Origin of the sequence: Pseudomonas sp. zfem001, assembly GCF_032621725.1 — a bacterium.
In the GTDB taxonomy this organism is placed as follows: Bacteria; Pseudomonadota; Gammaproteobacteria; order Pseudomonadales; family Pseudomonadaceae; genus Aquipseudomonas; species Aquipseudomonas sediminis.
In genome coordinates this window covers 24,239-40,183 of the sequence record NZ_JAVYJI010000009.1, presented here as the reverse complement: position 1 = coordinate 40,183, position 15,945 = coordinate 24,239, and the positions used below count along the sequence as shown (strand labels likewise).

Sequence of the window (15,945 nt, the reverse complement as noted above, 5' to 3'; positions counted from 1 at the left end):
ACCGCGTCCCTGTAGGAGCGGCTTTAGCCGCGATGTTCGCGATTGAAGTTGCTCCTGCGAAGCCTGTGGCGCTCGGTCGAGACAATGAGGTTTTGTAATGAGTTGCGATTTCCTGACCCTGGCCCAGCCAGGCGTGCAAAAGCTGTCCCCCTACGTACCAGGCAAGCCAGTCGATGAGTTGGCCCGTGAGCTGGGTCTCGACCCGGCTGGTATCGTCAAGCTGGCCAGCAACGAAAACCCGCTCGGCCCCAGTACCAAGGTGCTGGCAGCGATTCGCGCCGAACTGGACGAGCTGACCCGCTACCCGGATGGCAATGGCTTCACCCTCAAGACTGCGCTGGCTGCCCGTTACGGTGTAGACGCTGCGCAGGTGACGCTGGGCAATGGCTCCAACGACATCCTTGAGCTGGTTGCTCGCGCCTACCTGGCGCCTGGCCTCAACGCTGTGTTCAGTGACTACGCCTTCGCGGTTTACCCCATTGCCACTCAGGCAGTTGGCGCACAGGGCAAGATCGTGCCGGCCAAGGATTACGGCCACGATTTGCAGGCGATGCTTGCCGCCATCGACGACAACACCCGCGTTGTCTTCATCGCCAACCCCAACAACCCGACCGGTACCTGGTTTGGCCCGGACGCGCTGGAAACCTTCCTGGCCAAGGTGCCGGAGTCGGTGCTGGTGGTGCTGGACGAAGCCTATATCGAATACGCCGAAGGCGACGAGTTGCCGGACGGCCTTGATTACCTGGCGCGCTACCCGAACCTGCTGGTCTCGCGCACCTTCTCCAAGGCCTACGGTCTGGCCTCGCTGCGCGTCGGCTATGCCATCAGCTCGCCGGCTATCGCCGACGTACTCAACCGCGTGCGCCAGCCGTTCAACGTCAACAGCCTCGCGCTGGCAGCTGCCTGCGCGGCGCTGAGCGATGCCGACTACCTGGCTGAAAGCCGTCGCCTAAACGATGCCGGCATGCAGCAGCTGGAAGAGGGTTTGCGGGCTCTGGGGCTGAGCTGGATTGCCTCCAAGGCCAACTTCATCGCCGTCGATTTTGGCCGGGATACCGCCGCGATCAACCAGGCGCTGCTGCGTGAGGGAGTGATCGTGCGGCCGATGGCCGGTTACCGCATGCCGAATTTCCTGCGCGTCTCCATCGGCCTGCCGCAAGAGAACGCACGCTTCCTCGAGGCCCTGGCGAAGGTGCTGTCGGCGTGACTGTCACTGCAGTGCAATCGATTACCCCTAAGATCGGCCGCCTGGTGGTGGTCGGCCTCGGCCTGATCGGTGGTTCCTTCGCCAAGGGCCTGCGTGAACGTGGTCTGTGCCGGGAAGTGGTGGGTGTCGATCTGGATGCTGAGTCGCGTCGCTTGGCGGTGCAGTTGGGCGTTGTTGATCGTTGTGAGAGCGATCTGGCCGCCGCCTGTCAGGGGGCCGAGGTCATTCAGTTGGCAGTGCCTATCCTGGCCATGGAGAAGGTGCTTGCTCAACTGGCTGTGCTGGATCTTGGCAGCGCCGTGCTGACCGACGTCGGTAGCGCCAAGGGCAATGTCGTGCGCGCGGCGCGCCTGGCGTTTGCTGGAAAGGCAGTGCGTCTGGTGCCCGGCCATCCCATTGCGGGGTCCGAGCAGAGTGGGGTAGAGGCTGCCAACGCCGAGCTGTTCCGCCGTCACAAGGTCATTCTCACTCCGTGCGAATACAGTGATGAGGCCGCTCTGGCGCTGGTCGAAGGGCTATGGCGCGAGCTGGGGGCGGATGTCGAGGCGATGGAGGTCGAGCACCACGACCAGGTGCTTGCCGCCACCAGCCACCTGCCGCATCTGCTGGCTTTTACCCTGGTTGACTCGCTGGCCAAGCGCAGCGAGAACTTGGAAATTTTCCGCTATGCCGCTGGCGGTTTCCGCGACTTCACGCGGATCGCCGGCAGTGATCCGGTGATGTGGCACGATATCTTCCTCGCCAACCGCGAGGCCGTGCTGCGCACATTGGATACGTTTCGCGACGACCTCGACGCCTTGCGCGACGCGGTCGACGCTGGGGATGGGCATCAACTGCTGGGCGTGTTCACCCGCGCCCGCGTGGCCCGCGAACATTTCAGCAAAATTCTGGCCCGCAGGGCCTATGTGGACGCTATGCACTCGACCGATCTGATTTTCCTGGCAAAACCCGGTAGCAGCCTGTCTGGACGTATCCGCGTCCCCGGTGACAAGTCCATTTCGCACCGCTCGATCATGCTGGGTTCGCTGGCTGAAGGCACCACCGAGGTCGAAGGCTTCCTCGAAGGCGAAGATGCCCTGGCCACGCTGCAGGCGTTCCGCGACATGGGCGTGGTCATCGAAGGCCCGCACCACGGCCGCGTGACCATCCATGGTGTCGGTTTGCATGGCCTGAGAGCGCCAGCCGGCCCGCTGTACATGGGCAACTCCGGCACCTCCATGCGCCTGCTCTCCGGCCTGCTGGCTGCGCAGCCGTTCGATACCACACTGACCGGTGATGCTTCGCTGTCCAAGCGCCCGATGAATCGCGTGGCCAAGCCGCTACGTGAGATGGGGGCAGTCATCGAGACCGGTCCGGAAGGTCGTCCGCCGCTGACCATCAAGGGTGGCCAGCGCCTCACCGGCATGGCCTACGAAATGCCCATGGCCAGCGCCCAGGTCAAATCCTGCCTGCTGCTGGCTGGCCTGTACGCTGCGGGTAGCACCTCGGTGACCGAGCCGGCGCCGACCCGTGACCACACCGAGCGCATGCTGCGCGGCTTCGGCTACCCGGTGAGCGTGGAGGGCAGCACCGCCAGCGTCGAGTCCGGCCACAAACTCAGTGCCACACGCATCGAAGTACCGGCGGATATTTCCTCGGCTGCTTTCTTCCTGGTCGCTGCCAGCATCGCTGAGGGCTCCGAGCTGGTGCTGGAGCACGTCGGTATCAATCCGACTCGTACCGGCGTGATCGATATTCTCAAGCTGATGGGCGGCGACATCACCCTGGAAAACCAGCGTGAAGTTGGCGGCGAACCGGTGGCGGACATTCGCGTGCGTGCAGCCAAGCTGAAAGGCATCGATATCCCGGAAGACTTGGTACCGCTGGCCATCGATGAATTCCCGGTATTGTTCGTCGCTGCTGCCTGCGCCGAAGGTCGTACCGTGTTGCGCGGTGCCGAAGAACTGCGGGTGAAAGAATCCGACCGTATCCAGGTCATGGCCGACGGCCTGATCGCGCTGGGCGTCAAGGCCGAGCCGACTCCGGATGGCATCATCATCGACGGCGGCACCATTGGTGGTGGTGAAGTCTGGGCGCATGGCGATCACCGTATCGCCATGTCCTTCAGCGTTGCCTCGCTGTGCGCCAGTGCGCCGATCCGCATCCACGACTGCGCCAACGTCGCCACTTCCTTCCCCAACTTCCTCGCCCTGGCGGCTGAAGTCGGTATCAGTGTGGCTATAGAGGGCAACGCATGAGCGCCCCGGTAATCACCGTCGATGGGCCGAGTGGGTCAGGCAAGGGCACGCTCTGCTCTTTGCTGGCCAAGCAGTTGGGCTGGAATCTGCTCGACTCCGGTGCGCTCTATCGCCTGCTGGCTTTTGCTGCCGGTAACCATGGTATCGATCTGACCAACGAAGAGTCGCTCAAGCAGCTGGCTGCGCATCTGGATGTACAGTTCATCGATAAACGCATCATCCTCGAAGGCGAGGAGGTGACCGACGCCATCCGTAATGAACAGATCGGTGCGGGTGCTTCGATGGTCGCCTCGCTGCCTGCCGTGCGCGAAGCACTGCTGCAGCGTCAGCGCGCATTCCAGGAGATGCCGGGCCTGGTGGCTGATGGTCGCGACATGGGCACCGTGGTATTCGCCGAAGCGCCGCTGAAGATTTTCCTGACCGCCAGCGCCGAGGAGCGTGCCCGTCGCCGCTACTTGCAGTTGAAGGCCAAAGGCGATGATGTTAATCTCGCGAGTCTTCTCGACGAGATACGGGCGCGCGACGAGCGCGATACCCAGCGCGCGGTGGCTCCGCTCAAGCCGGCAGCCGACGCAATCGTGCTGGATTCCACCGAACTTTCCATCGAGCAAGTGCTTGAACGAATTCTGAGTGAGGTCGCCGATCGCGATCTCGCCGGGTAAGGGCTCTCGGTTGCTTTAAATCGAAGGGGCCGCAAGGAGGCATACGGGAAACCAGTCCTTGTCCCGTAGGCCTCTTTTCATATGAACGAACCCACATGGTCTGGAATGTGGTTTGGGCGAATCCCCGCCCTTGATCAACAGGAATCAACATGAGCGAAAGCTTTGCAGAACTATTTGAAGAAAGCCTGAAATCCCTCGACATGCAGCCGGGCGCCATCATCACCGGTATCGTGGTCGACATCGACGGTGACTGGGTTACCGTTCACGCAGGTCTGAAGTCCGAGGGCGTCATCCCGCTCGACCAGTTCTTCAACGAACAAGGCGAGCTGACCATCAAGGTCGGTGACGAAGTCCACGTCGCGCTGGACGCGGTTGAAGATGGCTTCGGTGAAACCAAGCTGTCCCGCGAGAAAGCCAAGCGCGCTGAATCCTGGCTGGTTCTGGAAGCTGCGTTCAACGCTGAAGAAGTGGTCAAAGGCGTTATCAACGGTAAGGTCAAAGGCGGCTTCACCGTTGACGTCAACGGCATCCGCGCGTTCCTGCCGGGTTCCCTGGTTGACGTCCGTCCGGTGCGTGATACCACTCACCTGGAAGGCAAAGAGCTGGAATTCAAGGTCATCAAACTGGACCAGAAGCGCAACAACGTTGTCGTTTCCCGTCGCAGCGTCCTGGAAGCCGAGAACAGCGCCGAGCGCGAAGCTCTGCTGGAATCCCTGCAGGAAGGCCAGCAAGTCAAAGGTATCGTCAAGAACCTCACCGACTACGGTGCGTTCGTTGACTTGGGCGGCGTAGATGGTCTGCTGCACATCACCGACATGGCTTGGAAGCGCATCAAGCACCCGTCCGAGATCGTCAACGTTGGCGACGAGATCGACGTCAAGGTTCTGAAGTACGATCGCGAGCGTAACCGCGTATCCCTGGGCCTGAAGCAACTGGGCGAAGACCCATGGGTTGCCATCAAGGCTCGTTACCCGGAAAACACCCGCGTTGTTGCCCGCGTCACCAACCTCACCGACTACGGCTGCTTCGCCGAGCTGGAAGAGGGCGTGGAAGGCCTGGTACACGTTTCCGAAATGGACTGGACCAACAAGAACATCCACCCGTCGAAAGTCGTTAACGTCGGCGACGAAGTGGAAGTCATGGTTCTGGACATCGACGAAGAGCGTCGTCGTATCTCCCTGGGTATCAAGCAGTGCAAGACCAACCCGTGGGAAGACTTCTCCGGTCAGTTCAACAAGGGTGACAAGATCTCCGGCACCATCAAGTCGATCACCGATTTCGGTATCTTCATTGGTCTGGACGGCGGCATCGACGGCCTGGTTCACCTGTCCGACATCTCTTGGAACGAAGCTGGCGAAGAAGCCGTGCGTCGCTTCAAGAAGGGCGACGAGCTGGAAACCGTCATCCTGTCGGTTGACCCGGAGCGCGAGCGCATCTCCCTGGGCATCAAGCAGCTGGAAGACGATCCGTTCAGCAACTACGTCTCCATCAACGACAAGGGCACCATCGTCCGTGGCGTTGTGAAAGAAGTAGACGCCAAGGGCGCCATCATCGACCTGGGCAACGAGATCGAAGCTACTCTGAAAGCCTCCGAAATCAGCCGTGACCGCGTTGAAGACGCGCGCAACGTTCTGAAAGAAGGCGACGAAGTAGAAGCCAAGATCATCAGCGTCGACCGCAAGTCCCGCGTCATCAGCCTGTCCGTCAAGTCGAAAGACGTTGAAGACGAGAAGGACGCGATGAAGGAACTGCGTAACAAGCAAGACGTTGAAAGCACCGGCCCGACCACCATTGGTGATCTGCTCCGTGCTCAAATGGAAAAACAGAACTAAGTTCGGTTGATCCATTCAGGAAAAGGGCGGCCCTCGGGTCGCCCTTTTTCGTTTCTACATCCCGTAGGGTGCGCTGCTCGCGAAGCTTATTGCCCGTCGTTGATCAGTGGGTGCGCGGATTCGCTTTGGTGTGGCCATCCAGGGCGGGGCTTGCCCCAGTCCCGGGTTCGGCAAGCCGTTTTATGTCCCTGCTGTGAGCCTCTTGTGTGTCGTGTGGCGCGGTTCTGCCTCAGATTGCGCTAACACCTTGTTTTTTAGGCTGTTCAAAAGATGACCCGCGTGCTACAACCAAGCCGTCGAGTCTTCTAGCCGCTTGAAAAAGAAGGGAAAACCATGACCAAGTCGGAGTTGATCGAAAGAATTGTCACTCATCAAGGTCAGCTGTCCTCCAAGGATGTCGAGCTAGCCATCAAGACCATGCTCGAGCAAATGTCCCAGGCTCTGGCGACAGGGGATCGCATCGAGATCCGCGGCTTCGGCAGCTTCTCGCTGCACTACCGCGCACCGCGCGTTGGGCGTAACCCGAAAACCGGCCAGTCGGTGCGTCTGGATGGCAAGTTCGTGCCGCATTTCAAGCCGGGCAAGGAGTTGCGCGACCGGGTCAATGAGGACGACGAGTGACTGCGATTAGTCCCTCTCGTTAGTGCAAGTCTCCTGATTAGGCGGTGGCCTGGCGTCACACTTTTGTCATGCTTGCGAAATCATGGAAAACCGGCAAAATGTGCGGGCTTTCACAAGGCGTGCCCTTGTCAGATTTCCAGCTAGTTCAGCTAATCAGCTTTTTCTGAACTGCCATCCGCACTACTGGGCTGAGTCCCTTTAAATTTCGCCAGCGTTAGGGATTGACTCGTGCGGTACCCCTCCATTGTTCATCACGGCGCTGTCACGGGCGTTACTGGCTCATGTCATCAGCTACAGATGGGTGATGAGCACGCGCTGCTGATCGACTGCGGTCTTTTTCAAGGTGCCGAAACCTCCCCTGAAGGCCGGGCAGGCGCCGGTAAGCTCGCAATCGACTTTTCTCTGGACGGCATCAAGGCTCTGGTCGCGACTCATGTCCATATCGACCACGTTGGCCGCATTCCCTATTTGTTAGCGGCTGGCTTCAAAGGTCCGATCCTCTGCAGTGAACCGTCGGCAAAGTTGTTGCCCATCGTCCTTGAGGATGCCTTCAAGCTCGGTTTCAGTCGCGATCAAAAGCAAGTAGAGCGCTACCTCAAGCTGATCGAGCAGCGCATCGTCGCCTTGCCCTATAAGCAGTGGTTCACCCTGATTGACACGCCTCAGCTCAATGCTCGTATTCGTCTACAGCGTGCTGGCCACATCCTCGGCTCGGCCTACGTCGAAGTGGATCTGCAATATCCCGAGACGGGCGAGAAGAAACGCATCGTATTTTCCGGCGACCTGGGAGCTCCCCATGCGCCAATCCTCCCGGCGCCTGAAGCCCCATATAAAGCCGATATTCTGGTCATCGAAAGCACCTATGGCGACCACTTGCATGAAGATCGCCGCAGTCGTCGTGCGCGACTGGAAAAAGTGCTCGAGCACGCGCTGAGCAACCAGGGCACGGTTCTGATTCCAGCTTTCAGCATTGGGCGCACTCAAGAGCTACTCTACGAACTTGAAGACATCATCCATCGCAGAGCGCTGAAAGACTCAGCTAAGGCTCCGTCGAGTGCTTCCAAGTCGAGCACCAGTAAAGCGACAGTACTCGACTGGACGAATTTGCCGATCATTCTCGACTCTCCGCTGGCCAGCCGCTTCACTTCGGTTTATCGCGAGCTTGACCAGTTTTGGGACGCAGAGGCGAGGGCGCGCTTGGCCAAAGGCCGTAACCCACTGGCTTTCCGTAACCTGCTAACGGTCGATAGTCATCAGGCCCATCTGGCTATGGTCAACCGTCTGACGCAAACCGCTCAGCCGGCTATCGTCATTGCTGGCAACGGTATGTGCTCCAGTGGGCGAATCGTCAACTACCTCAAAGCCATGCTCGGTGATGAGCGGCATGATGTGCTCTTTGTCGGCTACCAGGCTGAAGGTACGCCCGGGCGACATATCCAGCGCTTTGGTCCGCGTAGTGGCTATGTGGAATTTGACGGGCAGCGCTATGACATTCGGGCTCAGGTGCATACCATAGGCGGTTATTCTGCACATGCAGATCAAAAGGGTCTGGTGAGCTTTGTTACCCGGATGACGCAATGGCCGTCAGAGGTCCGTGTCGTGCATGGCGAGCTTGAAGCCAAGCAGCAATTTACAACGGTTCTGCAGCAGCGCTACGACGCGACTGACAAGACTCTAAAAATCGTAATTCCGTGAAGTTTGTGATGGAGTGTAAGAGTGAAGGCTGATTCGCTGCAGGCGTATATCGATAAATTCAAAAGTCGAGACGCATTGGTAGGCATTGTCGGTCTCGGCTATGTCGGTTTGCCGTTGATGCTGCGTTACAACGCCATCGGTTTTCGCGTGCTCGGCATTGATATCGATGCAGTCAAGGTTGACAAGCTCAATGCTGGTCAGAGCTACATCGAGCATATTGCCAGTGAGCATATATCGAAAGCGCGTGCGAGCGGTTTTGAAGCGACCTGCGATTTTGCTCGAGCCAGCGAATGTGACGCATTGATTCTCTGTGTGCCGACTCCGCTCAACAAGTATCGCGAGCCCGATATGAGCTTTGTGATCAATACCACGAACGCGATCACGCCGTATCTACGTGCTGGGCAAGTAGTTTCCTTGGAAAGTACAACTTATCCCGGCACCACTGAAGAAGAATTACTGCCGCGTGTTGAATCGACAGGTCTGAGGGTCGGCGAGAGTGTTTTCCTGGTTTACTCGCCAGAGCGTGAAGATCCGGGCAACCCAGATTTCGAGACACGCACCATTCCCAAGGTTATCGGTGGCCACACGCCGAACTGCCTTGAAGTCGGTATTGCCCTGTACGAGCAGGCCATCGACCAGGTCGTGCCGGTCAGCTCAACGAAAGCTGCAGAAATGACCAAGCTACTGGAAAACATTCACCGTGCGGTGAATATCGGCTTGGTCAATGAAATGAAGGTGGTCGCTGATCGCATGGGTATCGATATCTTCGAGGTAGTAGATGCTGCTGCGACCAAACCTTTTGGCTTCACTCCCTACTATCCTGGGCCCGGCCTAGGTGGGCACTGTATTCCGATCGACCCGTTCTATCTGACCTGGAAAGCGCGTGAGTACGGCTTGCATACCCGCTTTATCGAACTTTCAGGCGAGGTAAACCAAGCCATGCCCGAGTATGTGCTCGGCAAGCTGATAGATGGCCTGAATGATCGCGGGCAGGCCCTAAAAGGCAGCCGCGTCCTGGTATTGGGCATCGCCTACAAGAAGAACGTAGATGACATGCGCGAGTCTCCCTCGGTGGAGATCATGGAACTGATTCAGGCCAAAGGCGGTATCGTTGCCTACAGCGACCCGCATGTGCCTTCGTTCCCAGAAATGCGCGAGCATCACTTCGACCTAAGCAGCGAAGTCTTGACTGCGGAGAATATCGCCAGCTTCGACGCCGTGGTTTTGGCAACCGATCATGAGCGTTTCGATTACGAGCTGATTCGGACTAACGCGCGGCTGATCGTCGATACCCGCGGCAAATATCGTGCTCTGCACGCGAACATCATCAAGGCCTGATTCTGCTGTACAGGCTGGTTTGCGCTTTGTGCGTACCGGCCTGTTCCTCCGCTGCGAGAAACAAACATGAAAAAATTTGCTCTACTCGGCGCTGCCGGCTATATCGCGCCTCGCCATATGCGCGCCATCAAGGACACCGGCAACCAGCTGGTCTGCGCTTATGACATCAACGACTCGGTCGGTATCATCGACAGCATCTCGCCGCAAAGCGAGTTCTTCACCGAATTCGAGCGGTTCCACGATTATGCCTCGCGCCTCAAGCGTGATCCGTCGACTGCTCTCGATTACGTCTCTATCTGCTCGCCAAACTATCTGCACCATCCCCATATCACGGCTGGCTTGCGTCTCGGCTGTGACGTCATTTGTGAAAAGCCGCTGGTGCCGACCGCTGAGCTGCTCGATGACCTTTCTCTGGTGGAGCGCGAAACCGGCAAACGTCTCTACAACATTCTGCAGCTTAGGCATCACCAGGCCATCATCGATCTGAAGAGGCGCGTGGGCGCTGGCGACAAAGCGCGCAAGCACGAAGTCGAACTGACCTATATCACCAGTCGCGGCAAGTGGTACATGGAGAGCTGGAAGGGCGACCCACGCAAATCCTTTGGTGTCGCCACGAACATTGGTGTGCACTTCTTCGACATGCTGCATTTCATCTTCGGCGCGCTGCAGCGCAACGTGGTGCACTATGTCGATGACTACAAGGCCACGGGGTATCTGGAGTATGAAAACGCGCGTGTTCGCTGGTTCCTCTCCATCGATGCGAACGACCTGCCTGATACCGTAAAGGGCAAGAAGCCGACTTACCGCTCTATCACATGCGATGGTGTCGAGATCGAGTTTTCCGAGGGCTTCACTGATCTGCACACTGTCAGCTATCAAGCCATTCTCAATGGCGATGGATATGGCATCGAGGATGCTCGCCACTGCGTGGAAACCGTGGAGACCATCCGTACCCTGGCCGCTACTCGCGCTCAGAACGGTGAAGATCACCCGTTCCTTGCGCGCCTGCTGGGTTGAGCTTATGAGCCACTACCAGCATCCCAGCGCCATCGTCGATGAAGGTGCACAGATCGGCGAAGGTTCGCGTATTTGGCATTTCGTTCACGTATGCGCGGGCGCTCGGATTGGTAAAGGTGTGTCCCTGGGGCAAAACGTATTCATCGGTAACAAGGTGCTGATAGGCGATCATTGCAAGATCCAGAACAACGTCTCTGTGTATGACAACGTCACACTCGAGGAAGGCGTCTTCTGCGGTCCTAGTATGGTTTTCACCAACGTCTACAACCCGCGTTCGCTGATCGAGCGCAAGAGCGAATATCGAGACACCTTGGTGAAGAAGGGCGCCACGTTAGGTGCAAACTGCACCATTGTCTGTGGCGTCACCATTGGCGAGTTCGCTTTCATAGGCGCAGGCGCAGTAGTCAACAAGGATGTGCCGGCCTATGCACTGATGGTTGGGGTTCCTGCCCGGCATATAGGCTGGATGAGCGAGCATGGCGAGCAGCTGGATCTGCCGCTTACCGGGGAGGGGAGTGCGCCATGCATTCACTCCGGAGAGCGCTATGTGCTTCAGGGTGGCATTGTGAGAAAGGAGCAAGCGCAGTGATCGAATTCATCGATCTCAAGGCACAACAGGCGCTGATCAAAGACAAGATCGATGCCAATATCCAGCGCGTATTGGCGCATGGTCAGTACATTCTTGGTCCGGAAGTGGCAGAGCTGGAAGAGAAGCTCGCAGTCTTCGTGGGTGTCAAGTACTGCATCAGCGTGGCAAACGGCACCGATGCGCTGCAGATTGCACAGATGGCACTGGGCATCGGTCCGGGCGATGAGGTCATTACGCCGGGCTTCACCTATATCGCCACTGCCGAGACCGTCGCTCTGTTAGGAGCCAATCCGGTTTACGTGGACGTCGATCCGCGCACCTACAATCTTGATCCGCACTTGCTCGAGGCCGCTATTACGCCGCGTACCAAGGCGATCATTCCTGTTTCGCTGTATGGCCAATGCGCCGACTTCGATGCGATCAATGCCATCGCTGCCCGGCATGGCATCCCCGTGATCGAGGACGCCGCGCAGAGCTTCGGTGCCACCTACAAGGGCAAGCGCTCGTGCAACCTGACCACCATTGCCTGCACCAGCTTTTTCCCAAGTAAGCCCTTGGGTTGCTATGGCGACGGTGGAGCAATCTTCACCAACGATGATGAATTGGCCAAGGTAATGCGCCAGATTGCTCGTCATGGCCAGGATCGCCGTTATCACCATGTGCGGGTTGGAGTGAACAGCCGGCTGGATACGCTGCAGGCAGCAGTGCTGTTACCCAAGCTCGAGGTGTTCGAGTCCGAGTTGACGCAGCGCCAGCGTGTGGCTGGTATGTATGCCGAAACTTTGCAGGCGCTCAGCATCGCTGTCCCTTTCGTGGAGGCGCATAACAGCAGTGCATGGGCGCAATACACTGTCCAAGTCGCAGAGCGCGACCGTGTGCAGGAAACGTTGAAAACCTTGGGAGTGCCGACCGCCGTGCATTACCCTATACCGCTCAATCGCCAGCCGGCTGTCGGCGATGACCTAGCCCGCTTGCCCATTGGTGACCTTGTCGCCAGCCGGGTCATGAGTTTGCCTATGCATCCTTATCTGACCGCTGACCAAGTCAATACGGTCGTTTCGCATCTGGCAGCCAGTCGGTAACGATCGTTCGGATCCATTGCCGCCGCCTATGCAGCGCGAACGGATCGATTTTTATAATTTATGGAAGTTTGAGGTGCTGTATGCGGGTTATCGCAAAGCTGGACGTCAAGCCGCCTCAGGTGGTGAAACCCGTTCATTTCGAAGGATTGCGCAAGATTGGTCTGCCCGAAGAATTGGCTCGCGCGTACTACGAGCAAGGGGCTGACGAAGTCTTCTACGTGGATATCGTGGCGAGCCTTTACCGGCGCGAGATTCTGCTGGATCAAATTGCCGCAACCGCTCGCAACCTGCTGGTGCCTTTTGCTGTCGGTGGCGGTGTGCGCAAGGTCGAAGACTTTACCCGGCTGTTCCATAACGGCGCCGACAAAGTTGTCATCAATACCGGTGCCCTCTGCGAGCCTGCGATCATCGACGCCGCCGCACGTGTGTTCGGTGGCCAGTCGGTCGTGCTGAACGTGGAGGCCAAGCGGTTACCTCAGGGCGGCTGGACTTGCTATAGCGACTGCGGGCGCATCCCTTCGGGGCGTGACCTGCTGGAATGGGTAAAGGAAGCGCAAGAGCGGGGTGTTGGTGAGATTCTGCTCCAGTCGGTCGATACCGATGGTCGTCGACGTGGCTTCGATGTCGAGTTGATCAGTGCAGTGGTTGATGCCGTGCGTATCCCGGTCGTCGCGGCGAGCGGGGCTGGCAGCCTGGACCACATCCTGGATGTCGCCAAACAGGCCAGACCCAGCGGGATCGCAGTGGCATCGGTGCTGCACTATGGGCAGGCCGATATCGGTCAGATCAAGCGTCATCTGAAACAAAACGGTGTGGAGGTGGCCCTGTGAGCCAATGTGTAGGCGTCGTCGATTACGGATCGGCAGGTAATACCTTCAGCATTGTTCGTGCTCTGGAGTTGGCAGGTGCGCAGCCACGGGTGATCAATACCCCGAATGAGTTGGCCAATGTCGACAAGCTGGTCTTGCCGGGCGTGGGCAGCTTTACCGACGGTATGGCCGAACTAAACACGTCCGGCATGGCCGGTGCGGTACGTGAATGGGCTACAGGCGGTCGTCCGCTGCTGGGCATCTGCCTGGGCATGCAGATCCTTTGTGATGTCGGTTTCGAATATGGCGAAACTCAGGGCTTGGGCCTTATTCGAGGTGAAGTGCGCGCGATGCAATGCAAGGGCGTCGTGCCCCATATGGGGTTCAACCGCGTCGCGGTGCAAGGTGATTCCCCTCTGCTCAAAGGCCTCGGCAGCGACGAGTCCCTGTATTTCATGCACGCCTTTGAAGTACAGAACTACACCAACATCATTGCGCTGACCGAATATGCCGGGCATCAATTCGTGTCGGCAGTACAACGCGATAATGTGTTCGGTGTGCAATTCCATCCGGAGAAGAGCCGTGAGGCCGGCATCCGGATTTTCCAAAATTACCTGTCGCTGTGAGCCCGGTATGACTGATCAAGCACTCTACGGCCGCTATGGCCTGCCATTGGATATCCAGTTCTGCAAGAAGTGCGCGATGAACAACCAGCGCCCTTCCTCCACGGTCGAGTTCAAGAACAAGCCGGGTGAAATCAAAAAAGCCATTTTCTTCGATGAGCATGGCGTTTGTGATGCCTGCAATTTTGCGGAGAAAAAGAAAAGTATCGACTGGTCGGACCGCGAGCGCGAACTGAAGGCGCTTTGCGATCGCCACCGTCGTTCCGACGGGCGCTACGATGTGGTGGTGCCGGGCAGTGGTGGCAAGGACAGCGTCATGGCTGCGCACGTGCTCAAGTACAAGTACGGCATGAACCCTATCCTGGTGACCTGGCCGCCTGCCATCTACACCGATATCGGTCGGCGCAATTTCGATGCCTGGATCAACGCCGGCTTCGCCAACTACACCTATCACCAGAACAAGAAGGTCCATCGGACCCTCACGCGCCTGGCCTTCGAGAAGCTCTGCCACCCGTTCCAGCCGTTTATTCTCGGCCAGAAGAATTTGGCACCGAAGATGTCCGCGCTGCTGGACATCCCGCTGGTCATCTTCGGAGAGAACGAAGCCGAGTACGGCAATGCCATTCAGGATAATGACAAGCCTACCCGGGATCCGAAGTACTACACCGCAGAAAACCAGATGGCGGACCTGTACCTGGGCGGCGTGAGTGCTCAGCAACTGATTGAAGAGTACAAGTTCACCCTGGCAGACCTCGAGGCCTATCTGCCGGTCGACCCCTACCGGATCGAGAAGGTTGGCACAGAGGTGCACTACCTGGGCTACTACCTCAAGTGGCACCCACAGGAAACCTATTATTTCTCGGTGGAAAATACGGACTTCATGCCCAATGACTTCCGCACCGAGGGCAGTTTCAGCAAATACAGCTCTCTCGACGACATGATCGACTGGCTGCATTACTACACCACCTATACCAAGTTCGGTATCGGTCGGGCCACGTATGACGCGGCCCAGGAAATCCGCAACGGCGACATTACCCGTGACGAGGCGATCGCCCTGATCAAGCGCTTCGACGGCGAGTTCCCGGAGATCTACCAGCAGCAGTGCCTGGATTACATGGGGATCACCCAGGATCGCTTCCTCGAAGTGATCGAGGAATTCCGCACCCCCCATCTGTGGGAGCAGACCTCCAGCGGTTGGGCACTCAAGAAGCCTATCTGGAAAGCCTGAATCAGCGAAATTAGGAACGCCATGAAAGCATTAGTTACTGGCGCCGATGGCTTTATCGGCTCCCACCTCACAGAACTTCTGGTTCGTGAAGGCTATTCGGTCCGCGCCTTGTCCCAATACAACTCCTTCAATAACTGGGGTTGGCTGGAAGACGTCGACTGCCGTTCTGCGATCGAAGTCGTCAGCGGCGATGTGCGCGATCCGCACTTCTGTAAGCACATCACCCGCGATGTCGATGTAGTCTTCCACCTCGCCGCGTTGATCGCCATTCCGTATTCCTATGTTGCCCCCGACAGCTATGTTGATACCAACGTTAAAGGCACCCTGAACATCTGCCAGGCCGCCAAGGAAAACGGGGTCAAGCGTGTTATCCATACCTCTACCAGTGAGGTGTATGGCACCGCTCAGTACGTGCCGATCGACGAGAAGCACCCGCTGCAGGCGCAATCGCCCTACAGCGCCTCGAAAATCGGGGCTGATGCGATGGCCATCAGCTTCTTCAATGCCTTCGACCTGCCAGTCACCATTGCCCGGCCGTTCAATACCTACGGCCCACGGCAATCTGCGCGCGCGGTGATTCCGACCATCATCACGCAGATCGCCAGTGGCACGAAGCAGATCAAGCTCGGCGATGTGTCGCCGACCCGCGACTTCAACTACGTCGCCGATACTTGCCGTGGGTTCCTCGAGCTGGCCCGATGCGACCAAGCCATTGGCGAAACCGTCAACATTGGCTCCAACTTCGAGATCTCGGTTGGCGACACCCTGAACCTGATCAAAGACATCATGGGCAGCGACGTCGAGTTCCTGATCGACGACCAGCGCCTGCGGCCGGGCAAGTCGGAAGTGTTCCGTCTGTGGTGCGACAACAGCAAGATCAACGGCATGACCGGTTTCAAACCGGCCTACAGTATTCGCGAAGGTCTGGAGAAAACCATTGAGTGGATGGTGCGGCCGGACAACCTGAGCAAATACAAAGCCGATATCTACAACGTCTGAGTGATC

14 protein-coding genes are annotated in these 15,945 nt (G+C 58.1%); all 14 read left to right on the top strand.

Annotated elements, in window-relative coordinates:
- Positions 1-97: 97 nt before the first annotated feature.
- The 14 genes from hisC (at position 98) to RTH74_RS22940 (ending at position 15,939) form a co-directional block, all read left to right on the top strand.
- Positions 98-1,207: a histidinol-phosphate transaminase gene (hisC, locus tag RTH74_RS23005; RefSeq protein ID WP_316916181.1), complete on the top strand. Its 1,110-nt coding sequence runs from the start codon at positions 98-100 to the stop codon at positions 1,205-1,207.
- A complete protein-coding gene (locus RTH74_RS23000) occupies positions 1,204-3,444 on the top strand; it encodes a bifunctional prephenate dehydrogenase/3-phosphoshikimate 1-carboxyvinyltransferase (protein ID WP_316916180.1) in 2,241 nt (746 codons plus the stop codon). Before hisC ends, RTH74_RS23000 begins: the two co-directional genes overlap by 4 nt.
- Positions 3,441-4,106, top strand: a complete 666-nt coding sequence (cmk, locus tag RTH74_RS22995) for a (d)CMP kinase (RefSeq protein ID WP_316916179.1) — start codon at positions 3,441-3,443, stop codon at positions 4,104-4,106. The genes RTH74_RS23000 and cmk overlap by 4 nt, the downstream gene beginning before the upstream one ends.
- A 149-nt stretch (positions 4,107-4,255) precedes the next feature.
- A complete protein-coding gene (gene rpsA / locus RTH74_RS22990) occupies positions 4,256-5,938 on the top strand; it encodes a 30S ribosomal protein S1 (RefSeq protein ID WP_099525375.1) in 1,683 nt (560 codons plus the stop codon).
- A gap of 333 nt (positions 5,939-6,271) precedes the next feature.
- The gene (ihfB, locus tag RTH74_RS22985) at positions 6,272-6,559 is read left to right on the top strand and encodes an integration host factor subunit beta (protein ID WP_125878923.1); all 288 of its coding nucleotides are present in this window, start codon (positions 6,272-6,274) and stop codon (positions 6,557-6,559) included.
- Between the two features lie 228 nt (positions 6,560-6,787).
- Positions 6,788-8,254 carry an MBL fold metallo-hydrolase gene (locus RTH74_RS22980; RefSeq protein ID WP_316916178.1) on the top strand — a complete coding sequence of 489 codons (1,467 nt, stop codon included), beginning with the start codon at positions 6,788-6,790 and terminating at the stop codon, positions 8,252-8,254.
- A 36-nt stretch (positions 8,255-8,290) separates the two neighbouring features.
- The gene (gene wbpA, locus RTH74_RS22975; protein ID WP_316916277.1) at positions 8,291-9,592 is read left to right on the top strand and encodes a UDP-N-acetyl-D-glucosamine 6-dehydrogenase; all 1,302 of its coding nucleotides are present in this window, start codon (positions 8,291-8,293) and stop codon (positions 9,590-9,592) included.
- Positions 9,593-9,658: 66 nt separating this feature from the next.
- The gene (locus RTH74_RS22970; RefSeq protein WP_316916177.1) at positions 9,659-10,609 is read left to right on the top strand and encodes a Gfo/Idh/MocA family oxidoreductase; all 951 of its coding nucleotides are present in this window, start codon (positions 9,659-9,661) and stop codon (positions 10,607-10,609) included.
- 4 nt (positions 10,610-10,613) lie between these two features.
- The gene (gene wbpD / locus RTH74_RS22965) at positions 10,614-11,198 is read left to right on the top strand and encodes a UDP-2-acetamido-3-amino-2,3-dideoxy-D-glucuronate N-acetyltransferase (protein WP_316916176.1); all 585 of its coding nucleotides are present in this window, start codon (positions 10,614-10,616) and stop codon (positions 11,196-11,198) included.
- On the top strand, positions 11,195-12,280 hold the full coding sequence (locus RTH74_RS22960) for a DegT/DnrJ/EryC1/StrS family aminotransferase (RefSeq protein WP_316916175.1): 1,086 nt from the start codon (positions 11,195-11,197) through the stop codon (positions 12,278-12,280). The genes wbpD and RTH74_RS22960 overlap by 4 nt, the downstream gene beginning before the upstream one ends.
- 80 nt (positions 12,281-12,360) lie before the next feature.
- On the top strand, positions 12,361-13,110 hold the full coding sequence (locus tag RTH74_RS22955) for an imidazole glycerol phosphate synthase cyclase subunit (RefSeq protein WP_316916174.1): 750 nt from the start codon (positions 12,361-12,363) through the stop codon (positions 13,108-13,110).
- Positions 13,107-13,715 carry an imidazole glycerol phosphate synthase subunit HisH gene (gene hisH, locus RTH74_RS22950; RefSeq protein ID WP_316916173.1) on the top strand — a complete coding sequence of 203 codons (609 nt, stop codon included), beginning with the start codon at positions 13,107-13,109 and terminating at the stop codon, positions 13,713-13,715. Before RTH74_RS22955 ends, hisH begins: the two co-directional genes overlap by 4 nt.
- Positions 13,716-13,722: 7 nt before the next feature.
- Entirely contained in the window at positions 13,723-14,940 is a 1,218-nt protein-coding gene (locus RTH74_RS22945) for an N-acetyl sugar amidotransferase (protein ID WP_316916172.1), read from the top strand.
- Between the two features lie 21 nt (positions 14,941-14,961).
- On the top strand, positions 14,962-15,939 hold the full coding sequence (locus tag RTH74_RS22940) for an NAD-dependent 4,6-dehydratase LegB (protein ID WP_036986685.1): 978 nt from the start codon (positions 14,962-14,964) through the stop codon (positions 15,937-15,939).
- Positions 15,940-15,945: the final 6 nt, after the last annotated feature.